The sequence below is a fragment of the Actinoplanes sp. NPDC049598 genome (genome assembly GCF_040675435.1).
Lineage (GTDB): Bacteria > Actinomycetota > Actinomycetes > Mycobacteriales > Micromonosporaceae > Actinoplanes.
Genome location: NZ_JBFAOX010000007.1, coordinates 79,900 through 103,498 on the forward strand (window position 1 = coordinate 79,900; position 23,599 = coordinate 103,498).

At 72.2% G+C, this 23,599-nt stretch carries 21 protein-coding genes; 5 read left to right on the plus strand and 16 right to left on the minus strand.

The annotated features are described in order from the left end of the window. Positions 1-15: 15 nt before the first annotated feature. Positions 16-828, plus strand: coding sequence for an SAM-dependent methyltransferase (locus AB0J66_RS17995; RefSeq protein ID WP_364661433.1), 813 nt, complete (start codon positions 16-18; stop codon positions 826-828). Here AB0J66_RS17995 and AB0J66_RS18000 read toward each other — a convergent pair. From AB0J66_RS18000 to AB0J66_RS18020, 5 genes are all read right to left on the minus strand, one after another. Beyond that, entirely contained in the window at positions 793-1,026 is a 234-nt protein-coding gene (locus tag AB0J66_RS18000) for a sigma factor-like helix-turn-helix DNA-binding protein (protein ID WP_364661435.1), read from the minus strand. The genes AB0J66_RS17995 and AB0J66_RS18000 overlap by 36 nt on opposite strands. Positions 1,027-1,089: 63 nt before the next feature. Beyond that, positions 1,090-1,653, minus strand: a complete 564-nt coding sequence (locus tag AB0J66_RS18005) for an STAS domain-containing protein (RefSeq protein ID WP_364661437.1) — start codon at positions 1,651-1,653, stop codon at positions 1,090-1,092. 165 nt (positions 1,654-1,818) lie between these two features. Next, positions 1,819-2,937 carry an endonuclease gene (locus tag AB0J66_RS18010; RefSeq protein ID WP_364661439.1) on the minus strand — a complete coding sequence of 373 codons (1,119 nt, stop codon included), beginning with the start codon at positions 2,935-2,937 and terminating at the stop codon, positions 1,819-1,821. 56 nt (positions 2,938-2,993) lie between these two features. Then, entirely contained in the window at positions 2,994-3,782 is a 789-nt protein-coding gene (locus AB0J66_RS18015; protein ID WP_364661441.1) for an RNA polymerase sigma factor SigF, read from the minus strand. Between the two features lie 95 nt (positions 3,783-3,877). After that, positions 3,878-7,192: a TIR domain-containing protein gene (locus AB0J66_RS18020; RefSeq protein WP_364661444.1), complete on the minus strand. Its 3,315-nt coding sequence runs from the start codon at positions 7,190-7,192 to the stop codon at positions 3,878-3,880. Between the two features lie 129 nt (positions 7,193-7,321). Here AB0J66_RS18020 and AB0J66_RS18025 point away from each other — a divergent pair, with 129 nt between their 5' ends. Continuing rightward, positions 7,322-7,795 carry a hypothetical protein gene (locus AB0J66_RS18025; protein ID WP_364661447.1) on the plus strand — a complete coding sequence of 158 codons (474 nt, stop codon included), beginning with the start codon at positions 7,322-7,324 and terminating at the stop codon, positions 7,793-7,795. On the opposite strand, the gene AB0J66_RS18030 is transcribed toward AB0J66_RS18025, so the two are convergent. The 8 genes from AB0J66_RS18030 to AB0J66_RS18065 form a co-directional block, all read right to left on the minus strand. Further along, a complete protein-coding gene (locus tag AB0J66_RS18030; RefSeq protein ID WP_364661449.1) occupies positions 7,792-10,647 on the minus strand; it encodes a tetratricopeptide repeat protein in 2,856 nt (951 codons plus the stop codon). The genes AB0J66_RS18025 and AB0J66_RS18030 overlap by 4 nt on opposite strands. Before the next feature lie 223 nt (positions 10,648-10,870). Then, positions 10,871-11,830, minus strand: coding sequence for a nitronate monooxygenase (locus tag AB0J66_RS18035; RefSeq protein ID WP_364661451.1), 960 nt, complete (start codon positions 11,828-11,830; stop codon positions 10,871-10,873). Positions 11,831-11,997: 167 nt separating this feature from the next. Then, positions 11,998-13,182, minus strand: coding sequence for a hypothetical protein (locus AB0J66_RS18040; RefSeq protein WP_364661453.1), 1,185 nt, complete (start codon positions 13,180-13,182; stop codon positions 11,998-12,000). A 9-nt stretch (positions 13,183-13,191) separates the two neighbouring features. Further along, positions 13,192-14,799, minus strand: coding sequence for a beta-N-acetylhexosaminidase (locus tag AB0J66_RS18045; protein WP_364661455.1), 1,608 nt, complete (start codon positions 14,797-14,799; stop codon positions 13,192-13,194). 3 nt (positions 14,800-14,802) lie between these two features. Beyond that, the gene (locus tag AB0J66_RS18050) at positions 14,803-15,615 is read right to left on the minus strand and encodes a carbohydrate ABC transporter permease (protein ID WP_364661458.1); all 813 of its coding nucleotides are present in this window, start codon (positions 15,613-15,615) and stop codon (positions 14,803-14,805) included. Then, on the minus strand, positions 15,612-16,571 hold the full coding sequence (locus AB0J66_RS18055; RefSeq protein ID WP_364661460.1) for a sugar ABC transporter permease: 960 nt from the start codon (positions 16,569-16,571) through the stop codon (positions 15,612-15,614). The genes AB0J66_RS18050 and AB0J66_RS18055 overlap by 4 nt, the downstream gene beginning before the upstream one ends. Continuing rightward, positions 16,568-17,890: an extracellular solute-binding protein gene (locus AB0J66_RS18060; protein ID WP_364661463.1), complete on the minus strand. Its 1,323-nt coding sequence runs from the start codon at positions 17,888-17,890 to the stop codon at positions 16,568-16,570. The genes AB0J66_RS18055 and AB0J66_RS18060 overlap by 4 nt, the downstream gene beginning before the upstream one ends. A gap of 37 nt (positions 17,891-17,927) precedes the next feature. Beyond that, positions 17,928-18,842 (minus strand): MurR/RpiR family transcriptional regulator, encoded by a 915-nt coding sequence (locus AB0J66_RS18065; protein WP_364661466.1) that lies wholly within the window; start codon positions 18,840-18,842, stop codon positions 17,928-17,930. An 86-nt stretch (positions 18,843-18,928) separates the two neighbouring features. Here AB0J66_RS18065 and AB0J66_RS18070 point away from each other — a divergent pair, with 86 nt between their 5' ends. Together AB0J66_RS18070 and AB0J66_RS18075 are read left to right on the plus strand one after the other, a co-directional pair. After that, positions 18,929-19,789, plus strand: a complete 861-nt coding sequence (locus tag AB0J66_RS18070) for a BadF/BadG/BcrA/BcrD ATPase family protein (protein WP_364661468.1) — start codon at positions 18,929-18,931, stop codon at positions 19,787-19,789. A gap of 350 nt (positions 19,790-20,139) precedes the next feature. Further along, positions 20,140-20,544 carry a hypothetical protein gene (locus AB0J66_RS18075; RefSeq protein ID WP_364661470.1) on the plus strand — a complete coding sequence of 135 codons (405 nt, stop codon included), beginning with the start codon at positions 20,140-20,142 and terminating at the stop codon, positions 20,542-20,544. A gap of 8 nt (positions 20,545-20,552) precedes the next feature. Here AB0J66_RS18075 and AB0J66_RS18080 read toward each other — a convergent pair whose 3' ends face one another. From AB0J66_RS18080 to AB0J66_RS18090, 3 genes are all read right to left on the minus strand, one after another. Continuing rightward, on the minus strand, positions 20,553-21,791 hold the full coding sequence (locus AB0J66_RS18080) for an RNA polymerase sigma factor (RefSeq protein WP_364661473.1): 1,239 nt from the start codon (positions 21,789-21,791) through the stop codon (positions 20,553-20,555). A 3-nt stretch (positions 21,792-21,794) separates the two neighbouring features. Continuing rightward, a complete protein-coding gene (locus tag AB0J66_RS18085) occupies positions 21,795-22,142 on the minus strand; it encodes a YciI family protein (protein WP_364661476.1) in 348 nt (115 codons plus the stop codon). 111 nt (positions 22,143-22,253) lie between these two features. Beyond that, positions 22,254-23,243, minus strand: coding sequence for a LacI family DNA-binding transcriptional regulator (locus AB0J66_RS18090; RefSeq protein WP_364661478.1), 990 nt, complete (start codon positions 23,241-23,243; stop codon positions 22,254-22,256). 104 nt (positions 23,244-23,347) lie between these two features. Between AB0J66_RS18090 and AB0J66_RS18095 the strand changes: the two genes are divergently transcribed. Further along, on the plus strand, positions 23,348-23,506 hold the full coding sequence (locus AB0J66_RS18095) for a hypothetical protein (protein WP_364661481.1): 159 nt from the start codon (positions 23,348-23,350) through the stop codon (positions 23,504-23,506). Positions 23,507-23,599: the final 93 nt, after the last annotated feature.

The following is a 23,599-nucleotide window of genomic DNA, read 5'->3' on the forward strand; positions in this document are numbered from 1 at the left end:
GATTACGGTCGATGCATGACGGCCGAATTGGACCCCACGACGCCACACTCGGCGCGGGTGTGGAACTACTGGCTCGGTGGCACCGACAACTTCGAGGCCGACCGGCAGGTCGGCGCCCAGGTGGCCCAGATGCTGCCCAGCATCGTCGACCAGGCCCGGGCCGACCGCGCCTTCCTGCGCCGCGCCGTCACCCACCTGGCCGGCGACAGGGGCATCCGGCAGTTCCTGGACATCGGCACCGGCCTGCCGACCGCCGACAACACCCACCAGGTGGCGCAGCGGGTGGCCCCGTCGTCGCGGATCGCCTACGTCGACAACGACCCGCTGGTCCTGGTGCACGCCCGCGAGCTGCTGACCAGTACGCCCGAGGGCGCCACCAGCTACTCCGAGGCCGACCTGGCCGACCCGGAGACCATCCTTCGTGAGGCGGCGCAGACGCTGGACCTCAGCCGGCCGGTGGCCCTGATGCTGATGGGCGTGCTGCACCACGTGGCCGACACCGAGGCGGCCTATGCCATCGTCGACCGGCTCAAGGAGGCCCTGGCCCCGGGCAGCTATCTGGTGGTCAACCACGCCACCAACGCGGTCTACGGCGAGACGAGCGACGAGAGCGTGCGCCACTGGAACAAGTTCGGCAAGCCGAAGATCACCTTGCGCTCGCCGGACGAGATCGTCCGCTTCTTCGCCGGTTGGACCCTGCTCGAACCCGGTGTGGTGTCGTGTTCGCAGTGGCGGCCGGGCGCGGTCGACGAGGGCAGCGCCGCGGTGGACGAGTTCGGCGGGGTGGCCGGGTCAGCGCCGGGCGGAGGCGGCGCAGAGCATGTATGACAGCTCGCGCATCGCGTAGTAGAGGCGGGCCTTGACCTCGGCCGGGGGGAGGCCGAGGCGCTCGGCGGCCTCGGTGGTCGTGCGATGCGCGAAGTGGGTGGCGAGGAGGATCTCGCGGTGGGCGGCCGAGAGGTCGAGCAGCATGAGTTCGATGGCGGGGCGCTGGGCCGCGATCGCGTCGGCGGGTGTGGTCGACATGCCCGGTACTTTGGTCACCGGCGGGGCCGAACTCCAGTGCGCACCTGCGGCGTAGTCAAGCCGTCACAGACGCAGGGCCTCCAGTGCGGCCGGCTGGTCCGGGAAGACGCGGAAGGCGCCCTCCAGCCGCATGGTGTGCAGCACGGTCTGTACGAAGCGGGACGGCGCCACCAGGTCGAAGGTCGCGCCGTGCTGCCGGGCCACCTGGCGGGCCCGCACGAGCAGCCCCAGCGCGGTGGAGTCGAGGACGGCCACGGCGTGCAGGTCGACCACCACGTGCGGGTGGGTGGCGACGGCCGCCATCAGATCGTCGCGCAGGCTCTCGGCGAGGTCGCCGTCGAGGTCGGTCAGCGGGGTGACCACGGCCGTGTCGCCGTGTGCGCGCAGGTGGTACGAGGCGCCGTGGGTGCGCTCCCGGGCCACGGGCTCGGGCGTGGCCGGGGTGCCGGCGCCGCAGCGTGGGCAGTGATGCGGCCCGGTCGGGAAGGCCGAGCCGCTCCAGCCGCGCCCGGACACCAGGGACCAGACCAGGTCACCGTCGTACGAGGTCTCGGCGGCCGTCTCCTCGGCGCCGCACTGGTCGCAGATGAGAAGGGCGACACGGACACCCACTGGGACCACGGTCATCGGAACCTCCGGGACGATCGACAACCTCCACGGTCGCCGGACGGCTTAGCAACCGTGCCCCGAAACTTTGACGATTCGATGACAAAGCGATTCTTCTGGCTGAGTGCGCCGGAAAGCGTCAACCTTCTCGACGGCCGGCCCGCCGGCCAGTAAAGTTCTTGCCCTTCAGCCGAAGATCGAGGCAACCCATTCCGGATGGTCGATGAATGGGTTGCGGTTGTGCTGGTACGTGGCGTAGATGATCTGGTTGCGGTTGCGCTCGGCGGCGTCCGGCGGGTCCTGGGCGTTCCACTGGATCAGGGCCGAGAGCTTGCCGATCCGCGGGGCGCTGCCGCCGCTGGTGGCGTTGTCCACCTCGAGGTCGGGCCACGAGTCGTCGCCCTCGTAGCGCACGGCCATGTAGAAGATCATGCGGGCCACGTCGCCCTTGACCGCGTTGCGGGGCTCCCACGAGTCGGCGTCGGTGTAGTTGCCCGGAGCGCCGCCGGCCGCGGTGCCGCCGGTGTCGAAGTCCTTGTTGTCGCGCAGGCTGTTGACCGCGACGTCCTCCGGGCGCAGGTGGTGCAGGTCGGTGCCGGGGCCGGTGGCGGTGCCGAAGTCGCCGTGCGACTTGGCCCAGACGTGTTCGCGGTTCCAGTTGCCGGCGTTGCCGCCGTTGAGCGTCTTGGACCGGCTGACGCCCGAGTAGAGCAGGATCACGTTGGCCGAGTTGGCCGGGTCCTGGTCGGTGACCTTGAGGGCGTTCCACACGGCGTCGTAAGACAACTTGGTCACGCCGCTCGAGATGATCGTGTGCAGCGAGGTCTTCAGCGCCTCACCGGATTTGCCCGCCGCGGCCGCGTAATAGCTATCAGTTCCTCCGGTGGGCGGGGTCGTCGTGCCCTTGGTCATCGCGGTCGGCGACTTCAGGCCCGGATGCGCGAAGTAGGCGGCCAGCGACCCGGTGACGGTGATCCGGGTCCGCATCAGCCCCGGATTGCTCAGCAGCCCGAACGCGGCACGGTAGGAGGCGGTGATCTGCACGTACAGCATGTCGGCGGTGTTGGTCTCGCCGCTGCTGTCGGCCAGGGCGAGCGCCGTGTCACCGGTGAAGCCGCTGGTGCGTACGGTCGAGGTGGCCGTCGGCTCGCCGACCACGTAACCGGCCACCGTGCCGGTGCCGCTCTGGCTGCTGATCGCCTGGGCGACCGTCATGGTGGCGGCGGCCGACACCGTGCCGGGCGCCCTCAGCAGGGTGAGGCCGAGGGCGAGCAGCGCGACAAGGACCAGCGGAGATCGGCGCATGCCGATCAGCCTAGAAAGGTATGACCGCCCAGCGGTCATACCGACTTCGTCATAAGTCAGGCGTCCATCAGCACCCGCAGCTTGGCCAGGGCCCGGGCCAGCAGCCGGGAGACGTGCATCTGGGAGACGCCGATCGTCTCGGCTATCTCGGTCTGGGTGCGGTTGCCGTAGAAGCGCAGCGACAGAATCGTCTGCTCCCGCTCGTCGAGGGTGGCCAGCGCCGGGCCGAGGGCGATGTGCAGCTCGGCCAGCTCGAAGCCGTGGTCCTCGGCGCCGAGGGTGTCGGAGAGCTCCTGCCCGTCGTCCTCCCCGACGGGGGAGGAGAGGCTGGTGGTGCTGTAGGCGCGGGCACCCTCCAGGCCTTCGAGCACGTCCTCCTCGGTGACCTGCAGGTGGGCGGCGATGTCGGCCACCGTCGGGGCCCGGCCGAGGGTGTGGCTCAGCTCGTTGTTGGCCGCGGTGATGGCCATCCGCAGCTCCTGGAGCCGGCGCGGGACCCGGATGGCCCACGCCTTGTCCCGGAAGTGGCGCTTGAGCTCGCCCAGGATGGTCGGGATGGCAAAGGCGGCGAAATCGACGCCGTGATCGGCGTCGTACCGGTCGACGGCCTTGATCAGGCCGACCATGGCGACCTGGACCAGGTCGTCGGTGGGCTCGCCGCGCCCGGCGTAGCGGCGCGCCAGGTGCTGGGCGAGAGGAAGCCAAGCCTCGATCACCCGTCCGCGCAGGCGGGCCCGCGCCGGGTCGCCGGCCTCGGCCGCCGCGAAGGCGGCGACCAGATCGCCGGCTTGGTCGCGATCGAGATCAAGGTTGGAACGGTGCGCTGAGATGGCCGAAACCTTCATCAGGTACTCCTGTGAAACGAGCGGTCCCCGCCGCCGTGGACCAACTTATCCTTTCGGTCGGCCCAGCGCCAACCGAAAGGACTAGGTGTCGCAGATCAGGGGCAAGTCCTCCGGTAGCGAAGCTCCGGCACGAAACGGGCCCACTCGCTGGTGGACAGGCCGCGGCCGGTGACCGCGCAGGCGGATCGGGCCGGATCGGCCCGCAGACTGTTCAGCTTGCCGTAACCCCACAGCGTGACGGTCGCCTTGACGCCGGCCGCCTGGCTGGTGACCGCCAGGGTGCGGCCGTCCCGGGCGAACGCCACGTCCCGCACCTCGGCCCCCGAGGAGGTACGGATCGTGGCCAGCCGGATCGGCGCGGCCGGGATGGCGGCGTCCCACAGCGTCGCCGTGTAGCCCGCCTCGCCGATGGCCAGGGTGCGGCCGTCGGCGCTGAAGGCCACCGAGCGGACCCACCGGCCCGGCGCGGTCAGGGTCGCCAGCCGCTGCGGGCGGGCCCGGTCGGTCACGTCCCACAGCAGCGTGGTGCGGTCGAGGCCGCCGCTGGCCAGGGTGCGGCCGTCGGGGGTGAAGGCGATCGACTCCACGCTGTCGCTGTGGCCGGTCAGGGTGGCGAGCCGGGCCGGGGCGGCCGGACCGGCCACGTTCCACATCGTGAGGGCGGGGTCCCGGTCGCCCGCGGTGACCAGGGCGCGCCCGTCGGGGCTGAACGCCACGGCCGTGCCGAAGCTGCCCTTGACGGTGGCCCGCAGGGCCGGTCGGGCCCGGTTGGTGAGGTCCCACAGCGTCAGGGTGGTGGCGTCGGCGACGGCGGCCAGGGTGCGCCCGTCGGGGCTGAACGCCATCGCGTTGGTGCCCCGGACCTCGTCGGGGAAGGTGGTGAGGGTCGTGCTGCCCACCCGCAGGGCGCCGGACTCGTCGGACACGGTCGCCGCCGTACGGCCGTCGGGGCCGAACGCCACCGCCCGGACCGCCTCCCCGCGCAGGGTGCGGTCGGCCCCGCGGACGGGACGGCTGGGATCGGCGGTGTTCCACGTGCTGGCCACGCCGTTGGCGCCGGCCGCGACCAGGGTCCGCCCGTCCGGCCCGAAGACCGTGGCGCGGGTGTTCCCGCCCGGGACGGCGAGGGTGGCCAGCGCGGCCGGGGCGCCGGGGGCCGGCACGCTCCACAGGGTCGCCGTCGCGGTGCCGTCGGTGGTGGCCAGCGTCGCGTTCCGGGGAGCGAAGGACAGGGCGCTGATCGGGCCGTGGGCCCGCACGGAGCCGAGGGCGCCCGGGCTGGCCGTCGCCCGGCGGTCCCAGGTGATCGCGGTTCCGCTCTGGTCACCGGCGGCCAGCAGCCCGCCGTCGGCGCTGTAGGCCAGGGCGGTGACCTCCCCGGTCAGGCCGGTCAGCACGTCGAACGGCTCGTCGTCCTCGGGCGGCAGCTCGGGCATCTCCGGCGGCTGCGGGCCCTCCTCGTCCGACGGATCATCCGCGGGCACGGCCGGCGGGACACCCTCGGCCACGATCGGCGGCGAGGTCCGCTTCTGCGGCATCCGGTTGCGCATGTCCCACAGGTCGAGCCCGCCGGTGGTGGCGACGGCCAGCGTGGAGCCGTCCGGGCTGAACGCCATCGGCGCCGCGCCGAAGCCGAGGAAGACGTCGAGTGATTGCGGATCGGCCGGCTCGCTGAGGTCGAAGACCGGGGTGAACCGGGCCTTGTCCACGATCAGCATCCGCCCGTTCGGGCTCAGCGCCAGGTGCAGCACCGGGTACGTGTCCTGGTTGGTCGGGGTGGCCAGCTTGACCGGCTTGGCCCGGTCGGCCGTGTCCCACACCACCGTGCCGCCGGCCGAGTCACCGGTGACGAACAGCTTGGCGTCGGCGCTGAAGGCGAAGGCGGTGACCGTGCGGTCGGTCGGCAGGGTGGCCAGCCGGACCGGCTTGGACCGCTGGGCCACGTTCCACAGCACCGCCCGGTTCTGGGTGGTCACGAAGGCCAGGGTCTGCCCGTTCGTGCTGAAGGTCAGGGCGCTGGCGGACGCGGCCCGGTCGGCCAGGGTGGCGATCCGGGCCGGCCGGCGCGGGTCGGTCACCTTCCACAGCACGACCCGGCCGTCCCGGCCGACGGTGGCCAGCACGCCGTCCGGCCCGTAGGCGGAGGTCGTCACGTCGCTCATCACGCCGGCGTAGTTCGTCGCCGTGACCACGCCGCTGAGCTGGCGGCGGGTCGCCGCGTCGGGAGTCAGTGACTGGGCCGCGGCGCCCAGCATGAGCGCCGTCCGCGGATCGTCGCCGACCGTGGTCACGGCCTCGTTCATCAGCCGCCGGCTGACCGAGATGCGCTGCTGCTGTTCGGCTTTGGCCTGCTGGGCCTTGGCCTCCGCGGCCGCCTCACGGGCCAGCCGGTGCTGCTCCTCGGCGATCCGCGCCTGCTTGCGGGCCTCTTCCTTCAGGCCCTGCGCCTCCTGCTGGAGCTGGTCGGCCAGCTCGGCTGCCTTGGCCGCCAGCGCCTGCTGCTGCTCCGTCCGGACGGCCGCCTGGTCGGCCAGCTGCCGCTGGCGCCGGGCCACGGCCGTGGCCTGATCGGCCAGCTCCTGCTGCTCCTGGGCCATCCGCTCGGACTGCTCGGCCGCCGCCGTGGCCTGCGCCGCCCGGCTCTGCTGCTGCCGGGCCAACTCCTGCTGCCGCTTGGCCTCGGCCGCCGACTGGGCCGCGATGTAACGCTGGTCGCCGGCCAGTTGCTGCTGACGCAACGCCTCGGCCGCCGCCGCTTTGGCCCGCTCGCCGTTGCGTACCGCCGAAAGCCCCGAGACCGTGGCCAGGACGGCCAGCAGGGCCAAAGTCACCGTCGCCCCCGACAGCAGCCGCCGGGTCCGGCGGTGCTGGCGCACGTCCTCGCCCTCCAGCTCGTCCTTGCTGATCCCGTGCATCGGGGCCGCGAGCTGGGCGATCGCGTCGCGGAAGCGGGAGTGCCGCAGGCTCAGGTGCTCGGCGCCGCGGGCCCACCGCAGGTCGAGGAAGAACGGCTCCTCGTCGAAGACACCGCGCAGGGCCGGCGGCACGGCCGTCGAGCCTTCGGTGAAGTCGCCGCCGCCGGAATCCCAGGCCCACTCGCCGTCGGTCACCACCGGCAGGATCCGGGAGGCCGACTTGGTGGCGATCCAGTGCTCGATCTCCCGGTTGACCCAGGGCGACTGCGCGGCCTCGGGCGAGGCGAGCAGCACGAAATGCTCGGAGCCGTCGAGGGCGGTCTGGATGGACGACCACAGGCCCGGGGTCACGGCCAGACCGGTCTGGTCCCGGAAGATCCACAGGGCCCGGCGGCGGTGCCACGGCTTGGCCAGGCGGTGCAGACCACGCTGGACAGCGGGGGCCAGCCGTCCGTCGCCGGAATGGCTGTATGAGATAAACCCATCGAAACTCATGGCAGGTCCCCCGCGGTCGGCGCATGGTGCGGCGACCGATTGTGCCTGGCACCACCCCCACGAGCAAAGGCGGGAGATCGTATCGTCTGAGTCATCGCCGACTTGGCGAGCCCCGGCACGGAGGTCGATGTGCGGTTCGGCGTCACAGGTCATCGGGTCCTCCCGCCCCGCATCGCCGAGTGCGCGGTGCGGCACTGGCGCGAGGTGCTGCCCGCCGGCTCCGTCCCGTACGGGGTGTCCAACCTCGCCGACGGCGCCGACCAGCTGTTCGCCGCCCACGTGCTGGCGGCCGGGGGCACCCTGGAGGCGGTCGTGCCGTGCGAGGGCTTCGCCTCCTCGCTGCTGGCCGACGAGAGCCGGGCCCGGTTCGAGGATCTGCGCCGGGCCGCGGCCAAGGTGGTCACGCTGCCGTTCCCGGAGCCGAGCGAGCAGGCGTACCTGGCCGCCGGTCAGGCCCTGGTCGACCGGTGCGACCATCTGTTCGCCGTGTGGGACGGCCTACCGGCCCGCGGCGTGGGCGGCACGGCCGACGTCGTCACCTACGCCCGGGCCCAGGGCCGTCCGGTCACGGTGCTGTGGATCGAAGGCGTGATCCGCGACTAGGCCAGGCCGTCGCGGGCGCGTCCCTCCTCGTACCGGTCGCCGATCTCCCGGGCCAGCATCAGGGCCTGCTCGTGCTGGGTGCGGGCCCCGGCCGCGTCGCCCGTCGCCCGCAGGACCTGGCCCAGGTCGTTGAGCGCCTCGGCCTCGCTGGCCCGGTCCCCGATCCGCCGGTGCAGCAGCACGGCCTGGCGGAGGTGGCCGGCTGCCTCGTCCTGCCGGCCCTGCCGGGACCGGACCGCGGCCAGATCGGTGAGCACATAGGACTCGGCCGTACGGTCGCCCGCCGAGCGGGCCGTGGCCAGGCTCCGCTCCAGGTGGGCGGCGGCCGTCGCCAGCTCGTCCGGGTCGCCGGAGAGCCGGGCCAGCAGCGAGAGGACGTACGCCTCGCTGAACCTGTCCCCGAGCCGCGTGACGAGGTCGAGGGCCGCGCGCAGCCGCTTGGTCGCCTGTTCCTCGTCGCCGAGCCGGGCGTCGACCAGGGCCAGCCGGACCGACGCGTCGGCCTGCCCGGCGTCGTCGCCCAGCTGCTGATAGAGCGACCAGGCCCGCTCGAAGTGGTCGGCCGCCTGCGGATAGTCGCCCCGGCGCCAGTGCACGCTGCCCAGGTTGCGCAGCGCCACCGCCTCGGCCGCCGGCTCACCGAGCTCGGCATAAAGATCCAGGGCTTGGCGGTACGTATCGGCCGCCGCCCCCAACCGCCCCTGCCGCCGGTGCAGCCGTCCCAGATCGGACAGCGCCCGGGCCTGAGCCGGCCGGTCGCCCAGGGCGAGCGCGGCCGACACCGCCGACGCGGTGACGGTGACCGCCTCGGCCACCGGCCCACCCGCGTCGAGGTAGCGGAACAGCGTCCCGGCGAGGTCGACGGCGAACCGGTAGCGGCCGTGCGCGGCGGCATATGTGCAGGACGCGGCCAGGTTGGGCCGTTCCGCCTCGATCCAGCTCCGGGCCGCCTCGGGGTCACCGGCGGCGTCCGTGTCCGGATAGAGGGTGGTCATGGCGGCCACGGAACCGGCCAGGTAGTGGTCGAAGAGGCGGGTCAGCGCGGCCTCACGCTCCGGGGCCGGGTCGGTGGCGGTGGCGAGCTCGGCCGCGTACGCCCGCAGCAGGTCGTGCAGGCCGTACCGCCCGCCCCGGCCGATGTGGACCAGGCTGGCCCGCACCAGCACGCCCAGCAGCCGCCGGGCCTCGGCCGGCTCGGCGCCGGTCAGCGCGGCCACCGCGTCCACGTGCACGCTCTCACCCGGGTGCAGGCCGAGCAGGCGGAACATCCGGGCCGCGTCGGCCGGCAGGTTCTGGTACGACCAGGAGAACACCGCGCGGACCTCGGCCCGCGGATCGCCCGCGTCGAGCAGATCCAGCCGCATGCGGTGGTCGCTGAGCTCGCCGACCAGATCGGCCAGGGAGACATCGGTCCGCGTCGCCGCCAGCTCGGCGGCGATCCGCAGGGCCAGCGGCAGCCGGGCGCAGGCGGCGGCCAGCCTCTCGGCCACCTCGGGCTCCCGGTCCACGCGGGCGCCGATCAGGCGGCGCAGCAGGCCCACGGCGTCGGCCGGCGGCAGCAGATCCAGGTTGATGCGCTCGGCGCCGTGCAGGGCGACCATGCCCGGCAGCGCGTCCCGGCTGGTCACCAGCACCAGGCACGACCCGGAGCCGGGCAGCAGCGGGCGGACCTGCTCGACCGAGGACGCGTTGTCGAGCAGCACGAGCATCCGGCGGCCGGTCAGCTCCGAGCGGTACCGCCCGGCCCGTTCCTCGACGCCGGGCGGGATCTCCGGGCCGCGCACGCCGAGCGCGGTCAGGAACCCGGCCAGCGCGTCCCCGACGGCGACCGGCTGTTCGGTGTCGTAGCCGCGCAGATTGACGTACAGCTGGCCGTCGGGGAAGGCCTCCCGGACCCGGTGCGCCCACCGGACGGCAAGGGCCGACTTGCCCACCCCGGCGGTGCCGGAGAGCAGCATGACGGTCAGCGGTGGCTCGTCGCCGTCGGCCAGGGACCGGTCCAGGGCGGCCAGTTCGGCCGTACGCCCGGTGAAGGCGCGGACGTCGGCCGGGAGCTGGGCCGGTTTTGCTGACGCCGCCGCTTTGGCTGCCGCCACGGTGGGTGGGATCGGGCTGGCTGCGGTGGGGGTGAGCGCCGGGTCGGCGGCGAGGATGCGCTCGTGCAGGCGGCGCAGGCCCGCGCCGGGGTCGCTGCCCAGCTCGTCGGCGAGCCGGGCGCGGATCCGCCGGTACTGCTCGTCGGCGTCCGCCTGCCGCCCGGACCGGTACAGGGCCAGCATGAACTGCTCGGCCAGGCGCTCGTCGAGCGGATGCTCGGCCACGGCGGCGGTCAGCCGCGGCAGCAGCTCACCGTGCCGGGCCAGCCGCAGCAGCACGTCGTGATGGTCCAGCTCGGCCGCGAACCGCTCCCCGAGCAGCAGCTCCCGGGTCGTCGACAGCCACGGGGTGTCCAGCCCGGCGAACGGCTCGCCACGCCACAGGCCGAGCCCCTGCGCGATCAGCTCGGCCCCGGCCCGGTCGGACTCCGCGGCCCGCCCCCGCGCGACCAGCCACCGGAACCGGTGCAGGTCGACGGTGAGCGGGTCGGCCGTCACCGCGTACCCACCGGGTTGACGCTCGATGCCCGCCACCACCGCGCGCAGCCGCGACAGGTAGCTGTAGAGCGACCCGGCGGCCCGCTGCGGCGGACGCTCGCCCCAGACCCGGTCGATCAGCTGGTCCACCGTGACCGGGCGCCCGGCCTCGACCAGCAGGACGGCCAGAACGCTGCGCTGCCGCGCGTGCCCCAGCTCGATCGGCTGACCGCCGGCCCGGGCCTCGACCGCGCCCAGCACCCCGAACTCCGCCGTCAACTGACCTCCGCTTACCAGGGGATTCAAGATATCCACAAGGAACGCGCCCAGTGTCGCACGCTTCGTACAAGGTGCGAACGCGAGCATTGACGACGTCGCAGGCGAGCAGGTCGCCCGCCCTGGCCCGACGGCGCGCGAGCGTACGGGGGAATCGGGACGGGACGGGCGACCTGCCCTGCGGCTCGTGGGACTTGCCTGGCTTGACCAGCGACTCGGCCTTGGCTCAGCGCAGAGGCCCCTTCAACGACCTTTCGGCCTGTGCGGCCAGGGTGGCGACGAGATCGGCCGCCGAGGGCAGGTCGAGGATGAGGTCGACGGACTCGCCGGCCCACACGGGCAGGGGCGGGATCACGCCACGGGCCAGATCGTCCTCGTAGTCCTGCCGGGCCCGCGGGTCGGTGGCGGCCTCGGCCTCCCGGCCGCGCCAGCGGTCCAGATGCGGGTGCCCGAGGGTGCGGGCGGTGTAGGCGGCGGGCCACCGGGAGCCGCGGACCACGTCGAGCAGGCGGCTGCGCTCGGTGTCCTCCGCGCGGCCGTCGACGATCGCCTTGACGATGCCCGGATCGGCCAGGCTTTCCGTGGTCGCCTGGAAACGGGTGCCGACCAGGGCGCCGGCCGCGCCGAGGGCCAGGGCGGCGGCCACACCGCGACCGTCGGCGATGCCACCGGCGGCCAGCACCGGCACCGGCCCGGCCAGGTCCACCACGACCGGCACGAACGGCAGCGTGGACCGGCCCCGCCGAGCCCCGTGCCCGCCGGCCTCGGTGCCCTGGGCGACGATCACGTCGGCTCCCAGGTCGACCGCCCGGCGCGCCTCCTCGAGATCGGTCACCTGCAGGATGAGGGCGGCGCCGGCCCGGCGGACCAACTCGGCGTACGGCGTGGGGTCGCCGAACGAAAACATCACCGCCCGCGGGCCGTACTCGAGCGCCCGTCCCACCGCGCGCGAGTCGACCGCCCAGGTCAGAAACCCGATGCCCCACGCGTCGTGGGCGGCCGGCTCCAGGACGGCGACCTCCCGGGCCAGCCACCCGGGGTCGCCGTCCCCCGACCCGAGCAGACCCAGCCCGCCGCCCCGGCCGACCGCCCCCGCGAGCGCGCCGCCCGCCGTCCCGCCCATCGGAGCCAGCGCAATCGGGTGCCGCAGCCCGAACATCTCGGTGAAGGCCGTCCTCATCGCCATAGCTCCCGATTGGACCACGCACCGCCTGACCTGTGGTCAGCCGGTCGAGCGGGCCGGGCGGCAGTGCTCGTTGAGGGTCTGACGGGCGCTCTGCTGGTGCTCGGCCCCGCCGGGTGCGGGCGGGATCACCGCGTCGTGGACACCGCCGGGTCCTGTTCGTCGAGACGCTATAGCTGGAACGGGTTGCGGCCCAGGGCGGCCAGCAAGTACCAGGCGGTGGCGCCGGTGTGGAGGCTGGCGTAGTAGACGTCGCCGAAGCCGGTGTCGAGGCCGTCGCTGGAGGCGGCCGGGATGCCGCGGCCGTCGCCGTGGGGAGTGTTGGCCTGGGCTCGGCCGATGTTCCACAACAGCTTCTTGTTGAGCAGGGTGTCGCCGCGGGCCTGGCGGGCCTGCAGGGCCAGCGCCGTGTGGGCGGTGCCCTCCAGCCACACCTTGCTGGTGTCGGTATCGCTGTAGCTGACGCCGTAGACGGTGGCGTCGAAGGCCGCCAGCTTGTCCAGCACCCAGGTCACCGAGCGGTCGTACCGCCGGTCCCCGGTGGCCAGGCGGGCCCAGGTCTGCACGTCCTCCGGAATGGGGACGCGGTTGGTGGTGGTGCCGTCGGGGTCGGTGCCGGTCCACACGTGGCCGTCGCGGTGGTCCTGCATGGCCGCCACGAACGCGAACGCGGCCTGAGCCCGGGCGCGCCACACCCGGCGGCCGGTCAGCTGGGCCAGCATGGTGAAGAAGGCGCCGACGTCGATGTTGTGCTCGGTCGCCTTGAACATGTTCGGCTGGTCGTCGGCGGTGCGGCCGCCGGTGTAGCCGTACGGGGCGCGCGTGCCGTCCCACGTCTTGTCCTGGATCCACTGGGCCTCGCGCAACGCCCCCGCCAGGAAGCGGGAACGCCTCGTCCGGGCGTACAGCTGGGCCAGGGCCATGCCCACCCAGGCCTGGTTGCCGGTGAAGGCGGCCGCCGAGCCGATCTCGAAGGTCCCGGGCTGGTACGAGGCCCGGGTGCGCCCGTCACCGATCGGGTCGCGCTGCTGCGTGTACAGCAGCATGTCACCCAGGGCGACAGCGCGCCGGACGTCGCCCCGGGCCAGCCAAGCCATGATCACGAGCGCGTCGTCGTAGGCGAAGGACGACACGAAGTCCGACAGGAAGCCGCCGCTGTAGCTACGCGGCAGGTGAGAGCCGTCGAAGGTGCTGTTGAGGAAGGAGAACGCCGCGCCGATCGATGCCGGGGTGGCGCCCGCGGTCCACGACGACGACGCCGTGGCCGGTGCGGGCAGCAGGGCGCCGGTCAGGACGGCGGTGAGGGTGCCCGAGGCACCGAGCAGGACGTTGCGGCGGCCGGGGTTGAAGGGCACGGGGCCTCCTCAGGAGACGCTGATGGTGGCGACCAGTCGGGCGATGTGCGCGGCGCGTTGTTCGCGGGTGTCGGGGCGGCCGGGCACGCCGGGCCGCCGCTGCCAGGGGAGGGGGCCGTCGGCCCGGCGGTACTCGACGCCGAGCGCGTCCAGGCGCAACAGGTGGTGCCGTAGCCGGCGTTCGAAGTCGTCGAAGTCGCGCTCGGGCGGGCCCCACAGGGCTTCGGCGATGGCGCAGAGCCGCGGGAAGACCAGGTAGTCGACCGTGCGGGGAGAGTCGGCGTGCTCGGTCCAGATGTTGGCCTGGCCGCCGAGCACATGCCGGGCCTCGTCCGGGGTCAGGCCGGGCGGCACCGGGTCGAGGGCGTAGACGTCGCGCAGGGTCAGCGGGATGGAGACCGGGATCGGCTCGTCCGGCCGCTCGGACTGGCGGTAGTCGAGGTAGGCCAGGTCGTCCGGGCAGGCGACCACGTCGTAGCCGCGCTTGGCGGCGGCGGTGGCCCCGGTCAGGCCGCGCCAGGAGGCGATGGTGGCGCCGGGGGAGAGGTCGCCCTCGAGGATCTCGTCCCAGCCGAAGAGGCGACGGCCGGCGGCGGTGAGGTGTGCGTCCAGGCGGCCGATCCACCATGACTGCAGGCCCTCCTCGGTGTCGATGCCGAGCTCGGCCATGCGTTCCTGGATACGCGGGTCGGCCCGCCACTGGTCCTTCGGGCATTCGTCGCCGCCCACGCCGATGTGGCGCGACGGGAACAGCTCGAGCACCTCGTCGAGCATGCCCCGGAAGAAGTCCACCGTGGACTCCTCGACGTTCAGGACGTTCTGGTTGATGCCCCAGCGGGTCCAGACCTCCAGCTGTTCGCCGGTCACCCCCAAGTGGCTGTACGCCGCGAGCGCGGCCTGAACGTGCCCGGGTGACTCGATCTCGGGCACGACGGTGATGAACCGCCGGGCGGCGTAGGCGACGATCTCGCGTACGTCCTCCTGGGTGTAGAAGCCGCCGTGCGGGCGGCCGTCCCCGGGGGCGCCGGGAGCGGCCCCGACCTGGCTCTCCCGCCGCCACGCGCCGGTCTCGGTGAGCCGGGGGTAGCGCTTGATCTCCAGGCGCCAGCCCTGGTCGTCGGTCAGGTGCCAGTGCAGCGTGTTGAGCCGGTGGGCGGCCATGAGGTCGATGAAGCGGAGCACGTCGTGCTTGGGCATGAAGTGCCGGGCCACGTCGAGCATCGCGCCACGCCAGGCGAAGCGGGGTGCGTCGTGGACGCGTACCGCCGGGATCGTCCAGTCTGTGGCGGCGACTGCCGCCCGCCGGAAGATCGCTGGCGGTAGCAGCTGCAGCAGGGCCTGGCATCCGTAGAACACTCCGGCCGGCCGACCGCCTTCGATCTTGACGCCGGCCGGGGTGACCTCGAGCCGAAATTCCTCCGCCGCGAGATCAACTAGCGACAGCTCGATCGTGCCGTGCGCCCCCTCGCGCAGTGGCAACCCGGTGGCCGGCCGCAGCGCCTCCTGGAGCCACACGAGGACGTCGGTCAGCTCGGACGGAGCGGACAAGGTGGTGCTCCGGTCGAGGACGAACTCGCCCTCGCCGGGGACGTACGAGAGTGGAGCGGGGATCAGCAAGGTCTAGCCCTTCACGGCGCCGGCGGACATACCGGCCACCAGATTGCGCTGGATGATCAGGAAGAAGACGATGACGGGGATCGAGAACAGCACGGAGGCCGCCATCTGGCCGCCGAAGTCGGTGCCGGTGTACGGGTTGGTGAACGAGGCCAGCCAGACCGGCAGGGTGTAGCGGCTCTGGTCCTGCATGAAGGTGTAGGCGAACAGGTAGTCGTTCCAGGCCGCGATGAACGAGAAGATGCCGGTCGAGATGACGCCCGGGGCGACCAGCGGGAACAGCACGCTGGTGAGCACCCGCCAGGTGCTGGCGCCGTCCATCCGGGCCGCCTCCTCGATCTCGGCCGGGATGGTGACGAAGAAGCCGCGCATCACCCAGATCGAGAACGGCAGAACCGTTGCCACATAGGCCAGCACCAGTGCCGCGTACGTGCCGAGCAGGTCGAGCTGGTTGAACATGACGAACATCGGGATCAGCAGGGCCGTGCCCGGCAGCATCTGCACGGCCAGGATGACCACCATGATGATCCGCCGGCCTTTGAACCGGAACCGCGACAGCGCGGCGGCGGCGAAGATGCCCAGCACGATCGAGACCACGACGGTCGCCACGACCACGATGACGCTGTTGCGCAGATTGGTCAGGAACTGCTCCTGGGTCACCGCTTTCACGAAGTTGTCGAGGGTCGGGTGCTGCGGGATGAAGTGCGGCGTCGGCGTCATCACTTCCGGGCGCGGCTTGAAGGCCGTGTTGACCATCCAGTAGACCGGGAACGCCCATATCAGGCAGAAGATCGCCGCAAGGAGATTCGCTTTCCTCATAGGTCCTCGCCCGATTTGAGAAGGTTGCGAATGTAGACCGCGGTCAGCCCGAGCAGCAGCAGTGTGGTGACGACCGAGATGGCCGCGCCCTGCCCGATGTGGAAGCCGACGAACGCGGTCTTGTAGGTGTAGACGCCCAGCGTCGATGTGGAGTCGCCCGGCCCGCCGCGCGAGATCAGCCAGATCTGGTTGAAGACGTTGTAGTCCCAGATGATCGACAGGATCATCACCAGCAACAGCGTCGGCTTCAGGTGGTTGAGCGTGATGATCCGGTAGATGCTCAGCTCGCTCGCGCCGTCCATCCGCGCCGCCTCGAGGTACTCCCGCGGCACCTGCGTCTCGGCCGCGTTCAAAGTCAGCGCGATGAACGGCACCGCCTGCCAGACGATCAAGAGCCAGATCACCACGTACGCTCTCGCGGGATCCTGCGCCCAGTCCAGGCTCGTGGTGTCGCCGAAGATGCGCAGCTGGTCGAGGCCCCAGTTGACCACGCCGTAGCCGGGCTGGAAGAGCCAGTTCCAGACCAGCGACGAGGCCACGTTGGGCATGGCCCAGGCCACGATGAGCACCACCGTCACCGTGTAGCGCCAGCCTTTTTCCAGGCGGGTCAAAAGGTGCGAGACGCCCATGCCGATGAGCACACTGCCCGCGACCATCGCCGCCGTGAACAGCACCGTGCGCAGCAGCGACACCCAGAAGGCGCCACTGCTCAGCAGGTCGCTGTAGTTGCCCAGGCCGACCGAGTTGTACGCGCCGGTGAACAGCGACCGCTGGTTGTAGTCGGTGAACGACGTATAGACCAGGAAGCCGATCGGGGCCAGCGTGACCAGGGCGAGGACCAGCCCGGCCGGACTGAGCAGGAGAAGCGGGGCCCTCTCTCTTTTTTGGCGGCGCTTTCCGGGCTCGGGAGGGGCCGGAGCGGCCGGCGGGGCGCCGGCCGCGATCACGGTGGTCACTTACCGCCGGCGAGAGTCTCGCCGAGGTGGGCGTCGAAGTCCTTGCCGGCCGCCTCGGGGGTCTTGGCGCCGGAGGCGACCGAGGAGAACAGCTGGTTGACGCTCTTGTCGCCCTCCAGGGTCGGCCACTGGGCCGCGGCCGGGGTGGCCTTGGAACTCAGGGCGGCGGTGAAGAAGCCCTTCTGCTGCTCGTCCAGGCTGGCCTGGGCCGCCTCGATGCCCTCCTTGCTGTTCGGGATCCAGCCGTCCTTGCCGAACACCCACTTGTCCTGCATCTCCGGGGACGCCGCGATCTTCGTCCACTGCAGCGCGAGATCCTGGGCGTCGCTCTTGGTGGCGATGCCCCAGTCGGAGCCGCCGAGCATCACCGGCTGGTTCTTGCCCGAGACGCCGGGCATCGGGAAGGTGCCGATGTCGGCCGTCGTGATCTTCGGATTCGCCTTCTGGATCAGGCCGATCGAGCCGCTGGTGGCCAGGATCGATGCGGTCTTGCCGTCGGCGAACAGCTGCGTCTGATCCGGCTGCAGGGTGTCCAGGGTGCGCGAGGCGGCGGTGGAGTACGCGTTCTGGAAGGTCTTGAAGTCGGTCAGCCCTTTTTGGCCCTCCGGGGTGGCGAAGCCGCCGGTCCAGGTGTCGCCCTGGCCGGTCGCGATGTCGCCGCCCGCGTCCCAGAGGAACTGCAGACCGGCGTACCAGTACTGACCGGGCAGGTAGAACGGGGAGAAGTCGGCCGCCGGGTTCTTCGCCTTGATCTTGTCGAGGGCGGCGGTGAGCTCGGTGTACGAGGTCGGCGCGGCCGTGACGCCGGCCGCGGCCCAGGTCTTCTTGTTGTAGATGACCGCGCGGGCGCCGGCGAAACCGGGCACGGCGTAGAGCGCGCCGTCCACAGTGGCCGGCTCCGCCAGGCCGGCCAGCCACGTACGGCCCTGCTGCAGGTCGGCCTTGTACTTCGTCAGGTCGAGCAGGCCACCGTTGGCCGCGAAGCCGGGCACCTGAGTGTTGCCGAGGTCGAGCACGTCCGGCGTGCCGGCGGTGGAGAGCGCCGTGCTGATCTTCGTGGTGATGCCGTCCCACTGCTGGACCTGCAGGTCGACCTTGGCCCCGGTGGCCTCGGTGAACTTCGCGTTGATGGCGTCGAGGGTCTCGGGGGTGTAGTCGCCGTCCATCACCCAGACCGTGAGGGTCTTGCCCTCGCCCCGGGCGGTCGGCACGGCGCCCGGCTGGCCTTGGTCACCGCCGGCGCCGTTGCCATCGCTGGAGCAGGCGCTGAGGGCGAGAACGGCGGCGGTCGTCAGGATCATCGCTTTTTTGGGCAGCACGGAGTTACTCCTCGTTCAAAGGGGGAGTTTCGCTGTCTTATTGGGGTTTTCTCTTGCGAGTGGGGTTCTTCTCCGGAAGCCGGTGGGCGTCCACCGCGCGGACCGTCAGTTCAAGGGCTTCGGCCGTACGCTCGTACGTGCGCTGGGCGACGGCCACGTAGATCATGTCGAGCACGAGCAGCTGGGAGTGCAGCGCCGACAGCGCGGCCAGGCGGAACGTGGTCTCCTGGACCGCCGTGGTGAAGACGACGTCGGCCACCTCGGCCAGCGGCGACCGGCTGTAACTGGTGACCGCGACGGTCAGCGCGCCGTGATCGGCCGCCTCGGCCAGCGTCTCGATGACCTCCCGGGTGCGCCCCGAATGGGACAGCCCGATCGCCACATCGCCCGGGAGCAGAAGGGCAGCGTTGGTCAGCGCGGTGTGACTGTCGAGCCGGTGCCACACCGGCACCCGGATGCGCTCGAGGCGGAACGCCATCTCCCGCGCCGAGGTGCCGCTGCTGCCCAGACCGAACAGCTCGACCCGCCGGGCCCCGGCGATGGCGGCCGCGACCCGGTCGATGGCGGCCATGTCGAGCGCGGCCGCGGTGTCGTGGATGGCGCGGGTGTCGGCGGCGGTGACGACCCCCAGGACGTCGGTCAGCGGGTCGCTCGGGGCGATGTCGCCGCTGATGTCGGTCTCCCACCGGGCCTGTTCGGCCCGGCCGGTCTCGGTGGCGATGGCCACGCGCAGATTCGCATAGCCCTTGAAGCCCAGCGTGCGGCTGAACCGGGTGACCGTCGCGGTCGAGGTGCCGGAGCGCTCGGCCAAATCGACGATGCTCGCATTGGCCGCGGCCTCGGGATCGGCCAGAATGGTCTCGGCGATCCGCGCCAGCGCCTCGGCCATGCCGGGCCCCTCGATCCGCAGTCGGCCGAGCAGCCCGCCGCTTTCACCGGTCACGTCGGTCATCCTTTTCATCGTCCGCTGTTGTTGATGAAAATTACGACCGAAGAGTGAACTAGTCAACAACTTTTGTCTGTGCTTCGATCAGCTCCATGAATTTGGTGATCGGCGTCGATGCGGGCGGCACCTCGTCGCGCGCCGTGGTCGCGACGGCCGACGGCGTCGTGCTGGGCCGCGGCCAGGCCGGCCCCGGCAACCCGCTGACCGCCGGCCCCGACTGTGCCGCGGCGGCCGTGGCCACCGCCGTACGCCAGGCCCTGGGCCCCCATCCGGCCGCGTCGGTGGCCGCCGCGACCCTCGGGATAGCCGGGCCCGCCACCGCCGGCCAGTTCGCTCCCGCGCTGGCCGCCCTCGGCGTGACCGGCGGCGTCAAAGTCGTCGGCGACGTGGTGACGGCTTTCGCCGCCGGCTCCCCGGCGCCGTTCGGCGTGGTCCTGATTGCCGGCACGGGCGCGATCGCCGCTGCCGTACGGGCGGACACCGTGGAGCGCACCTCGGACGGGCTGGGCTGGCTCCTCGGCGACGAGGGCTCCGGCCGCTGGCTCGGCCTCCGGGCGGTCCGTACGGCCGTACGCGCCTGGTCCAGTCCTTTCGCCGCCATCATCGCGGCCCGCGCCGGCGTGACCACGGCCGACGAGATGGTCTACTGGGCCCAGGCCCTGCCCTGGGACGACATCGGCGCCCTGGCCCCACTGGTCTGCGCCGCCGCCCGCGCCGGCGACCCCCATGCGACCGCCATAGTCACCGAAGCCGTCCGCCACCTGATCGCCACCCTCGACGACCTGGGTGCCCCAGGCCCCGTCGTCCTGAGCGGCGGCCTGCTCGTCGGCGACACCCCCGTCCGCGACGGCGTCCTGCAAATCCTGCGCGCCCGCGGCCTGCAGCCCAGCACCGGCTACGACCCCGCCGCCGGCGCCGCCCGCCTCGCCGCGCGCTCTATCAGTAGGCGTTAGACAACCTGCCCCTTGACTGCTAGTCGTGCGTACGGGAGGCTGTTCCGGTCACGCCGATGCCAAGCGGAAGAAGGACCAGTGACCGACAGCCCGCCCGCCGACGTCGCCTCGCCACCCCGCGACTTCGACGGCATTTACGAGGCACTGCTGGAGGCCCATCCCCGGGACGCGCTGCACCTGTTGTGCGGCGCGCGGCTCGACGGCCAGCCGGTGATTCAGGACGGGCCGACCGAGCAACCGCGGCAACGCAGCCGCCAGTGCGACAAGGTGTTCCTGGTTCGGCACAGTGACGGGGCGCCCACGGACATCTATCACGTCGAAGTCCAGCTCAAGCGCACCGCGGACTCCGAGTGGCCAGTCCCTTGGCGCCGCTCGCGCTGTGGTCACCGACCCCGCCGGACGATCTTGCCGAGCGGGTCGCCGATCAGATCGCGGCCAACAGCAAGGTCGAGGAACAACTGGTCCAGATCGAGCTGGTTATGCTCGAGGGAGGTTCTTTGGCTGGTCAGGTTCTCGAAGAGTTGCGAAGGAGAGGCATGAACAACAACGTTCTGGCGCAATCGGAGTTCGGCCGTGAGATCGCCCGCGAGAGCCTGGACAAGGGGCACTTCGACCTGATGCGCGCGGCTCTGCGGGCGAGGTTCGGCGATTTGGACGACCTGGATGAGCTGGCGCGGCGGCTGGCTGATCGGGACCATGAGGAGAACATCGGGCGCATCGTTGCCGGGGCGACGTTGGCGGAGCTGCGTTCCTGAGATGCTGGTCAGCCGGTGGTGAGCTCGTGCAGGCGGCGGGTCAGGAAAGCTCGTTCGGGGCCGTTGCCGACCAGATCCAGGGCCTGTCGGTAGGCGGCGGCGGCTTCCGCGGTGCGGCCCAGCCGGCGGAGCAGGTCGGCTCGGGCGGCGGGCAGCAGGTGATAGCCGGCCAGGCGGCGGTCCGCGATCAAGGCGTCCAATAAGGACAGGCCGGCGGCGGGGCCGTCGACCATTGAGACGGCCACCGCGCGGTTGAGGTCGACCAGCGGTGACGGGGCGATTGTGCGCAGGACATCGTAAAGGGCCACGATCTGGGGCCAATCGGTGGTGGCCACGGTGGCGGCCTCGTCGTGGAGGGCGGCGATGGCGGCCTGCAGGGCGTACGGGCCGGGTGGGGCGCCGGTCAGGGCGGTGACCACGAGGTGGCGGCCCTCCTCGATCTTGGTGGGGTCCCAGCGGGAGCGGTCCTGGTCCTCCAGTAGCACCAGGTCGCCGCGGAGGTCGATGCGGGCGGCGCGGCGGGCGTCCACGAGCAGCATCAGGGCGAGCAGGCCGGCCACCTCGCGCTCGTGCGGCATGAGGCGGTGCAGGATCCGGGCCAGGCGGACCGCCTCGTCGGCCAGTGAAGGGCGCGTCAGCGCCGGGCCGGTCGTGGCCGCGTACCCCTCGGTGAAGATCAGATAGATCACCCGCAGCACCGCCGGTAGCCGTAACGGCAGTTCGGCCGGCCGCGGGACGCGGAACGGGATGCGGGCGTCGCGGATCTTGCGTTTGGCGCGGACCAGACGCTGGGCCATGGTGGCGGCCGGGGTGAGGAAGGCGCGCGCGACCTCGGCCGTGGCCAGGCCGCCCAGGCAGTTGAGGGTGAGGGCGGTCTGGGCCTCCAGGGTCAGGGCCGGGTGGCAGCAGGTGAAGAAGAGGCTCAACCGGTCGTCGGGATAGAACTCAGGATCCGGCGGTGGCGGCTCGTAGCGGTCCGCCTCCACCTGCAGCAGGGCCAGCTTGGCCGCGAGCACCTTGTCGCGGCGCAGCAGGTCGACCGCCCGGTGGCGGGCCGTGGTCAGCAGCCACGCCGCCGGGCGGTTCGGCACCCCGTCGCGCGGCCACCGCTGCAGGGCAGCGGCGACCGCGTCGGCCGCGACCTCCTCGGCCAGGTCGAGGTCGCCGAGGGTACGGACGAGGGTGGCCAGCAGGCGTCCCCACTCCTCCCGGAAGACCGCCTCGACCGAGTCGGCCGCCGCACTCATCGGCTAGGAGAACTCCATGATCGGCCGGACCTCGACCGATCCGTGCTGGGCGCCCGGGCACTTCGCCGCCCAGTCGATCGCCGCGTCCAGGTCGGGCACGTCGATCAGGTAGTAGCCGCCCAGCACCTCTCGGGTCTCGGCGAACGGCCCGTCGGTGACCACCCGCTCGCCGTCCTTGACCCGGACGGTGGTGGCCGTTGTGCTGTCCTGCAAGGCCTCACTGCCCTGATTGATCCCGGCCTCCTTGACCGCGCTGGTGTAGGCCCAGTAGTCGTTCATCACCTTCTCGGCCTCGGCCGGGTCGGGCGCGGCGGTGGTCTCCTCGGTGTAGATCAGCAACAGGTAACGCATGATGGTCTCCTCGCGTCGGGTGGCCGCCGATCGGCCGCTTCCACCGTGACGACGAACGGACCCGGCGTTATCGACAGCTCCTGCCGAAAATTTTCTACCAGCTCCGGGCGCTCAGGCCGAGTCGCGGACCAGCAGGGTGGTCTCGAGGATCACCGGGTCGGGCTTCTCGCCCTGCAGGAGGCGGCGGGCCTGGGCCACGGCGAGCTCGCCGAGGCGGCGCTTGTCGAGCTGGACGGTGGTCAGGGCGGGGTCGAGCAGCTCGCCCAGGGTCAGCCCGTCGAAGCCGGCCAGGGCCAGCGGCCGGGGGACGGCCCAGCCCAGGCGCCGGGCGGCGCGGTGGGCGCCGAGGGCCACCAGGTCGTTGAAGGCGAAGACGGCGGTCAGGCCGGGATGCTCGGCGTGCAGGCGGGTCAGGCCGGCCTCGCCGCCGGCCATCGACTGGTCGGCGGCCACGACCGCCCCGGTGGGGACGGTCAGACCCTGGCTCGCGGCCTCGGCCAGGAAGGCCTCGCGGCGGCCGGGCTCGTTCGCGTCCGGGCAGTCGATCATGCCGAGGCGGTGGTGACCCTGGGCGGCCAGGTGACGCACCAGGGCCCGTACGCCCGTGGCGCTGTCGACGTCGACCACGGCCCAGGCCGGGTTGCGGGTGCGGCGGTTGACCATGACGAGGGGGATGTCGCCGGTCGCCTCGGCGATGGCCTCGTCGGTGCCGCAGAAGTAGCCGATCACGACGTCGACCTGGCTCGACAGCGAGCGCAGCAGGGCCGGCTCGCGGCCCGCGTCGTCCTGGCTGCTGCTGATCACGACCTGCCAGCCGGCCTGCTCGGCGGCCTCGATCACGCCGGCGATCAGCTCGGGGAAGAACGGGTTGACCACGTCCGAGACGACCAGGCCAACGGTGGTGGCGCCGGGGCGGACCAGGCCGCGGGCGAAGCGGGACGGGCGGTAGCGCAGCTGCCGGGCGGCGTCGAGGACCCGGCGGCGGGTCTCCGGGTCGATCTCGCCCTTGTCGTTGATGGCTCGGGACACGGTCTGGTGCGAGACGCCGGCCAGCCGGGCCACGTCTCGCAGGGTCGGCCGCCTCCGCGCTTCATCTTCCACGATCCCCGCATCGTAATCGGCTCCGCCTTGACCGCATGCCATCACGGGTCCAACAATACCGTTAACGGTCACGTGACCGTTAACGGAGCGAGTGGGGAGGCGTCATGGACTTCGCGGCGTTGGTGCTGAGCGTCGAGGAAACCCGGCGGACCAGCCATTCCGCCCTGCCGGGAGCGGCGGTGCGGCGGCCGGGCGAGCGTCGGGGACGGGTGCGATCGGTGATGCGCCGGGTCTTCCGGCGCGCGGGCCCGGATGATCGCTAGCCCTGCAGCGGGACGACCGGCGGCGGGCACAGCGGCGCGGCGCGGGGCGGCTGGTGGCGGGCACAGCGGCGCGGGGCGGCTGGTGGCGGGCGC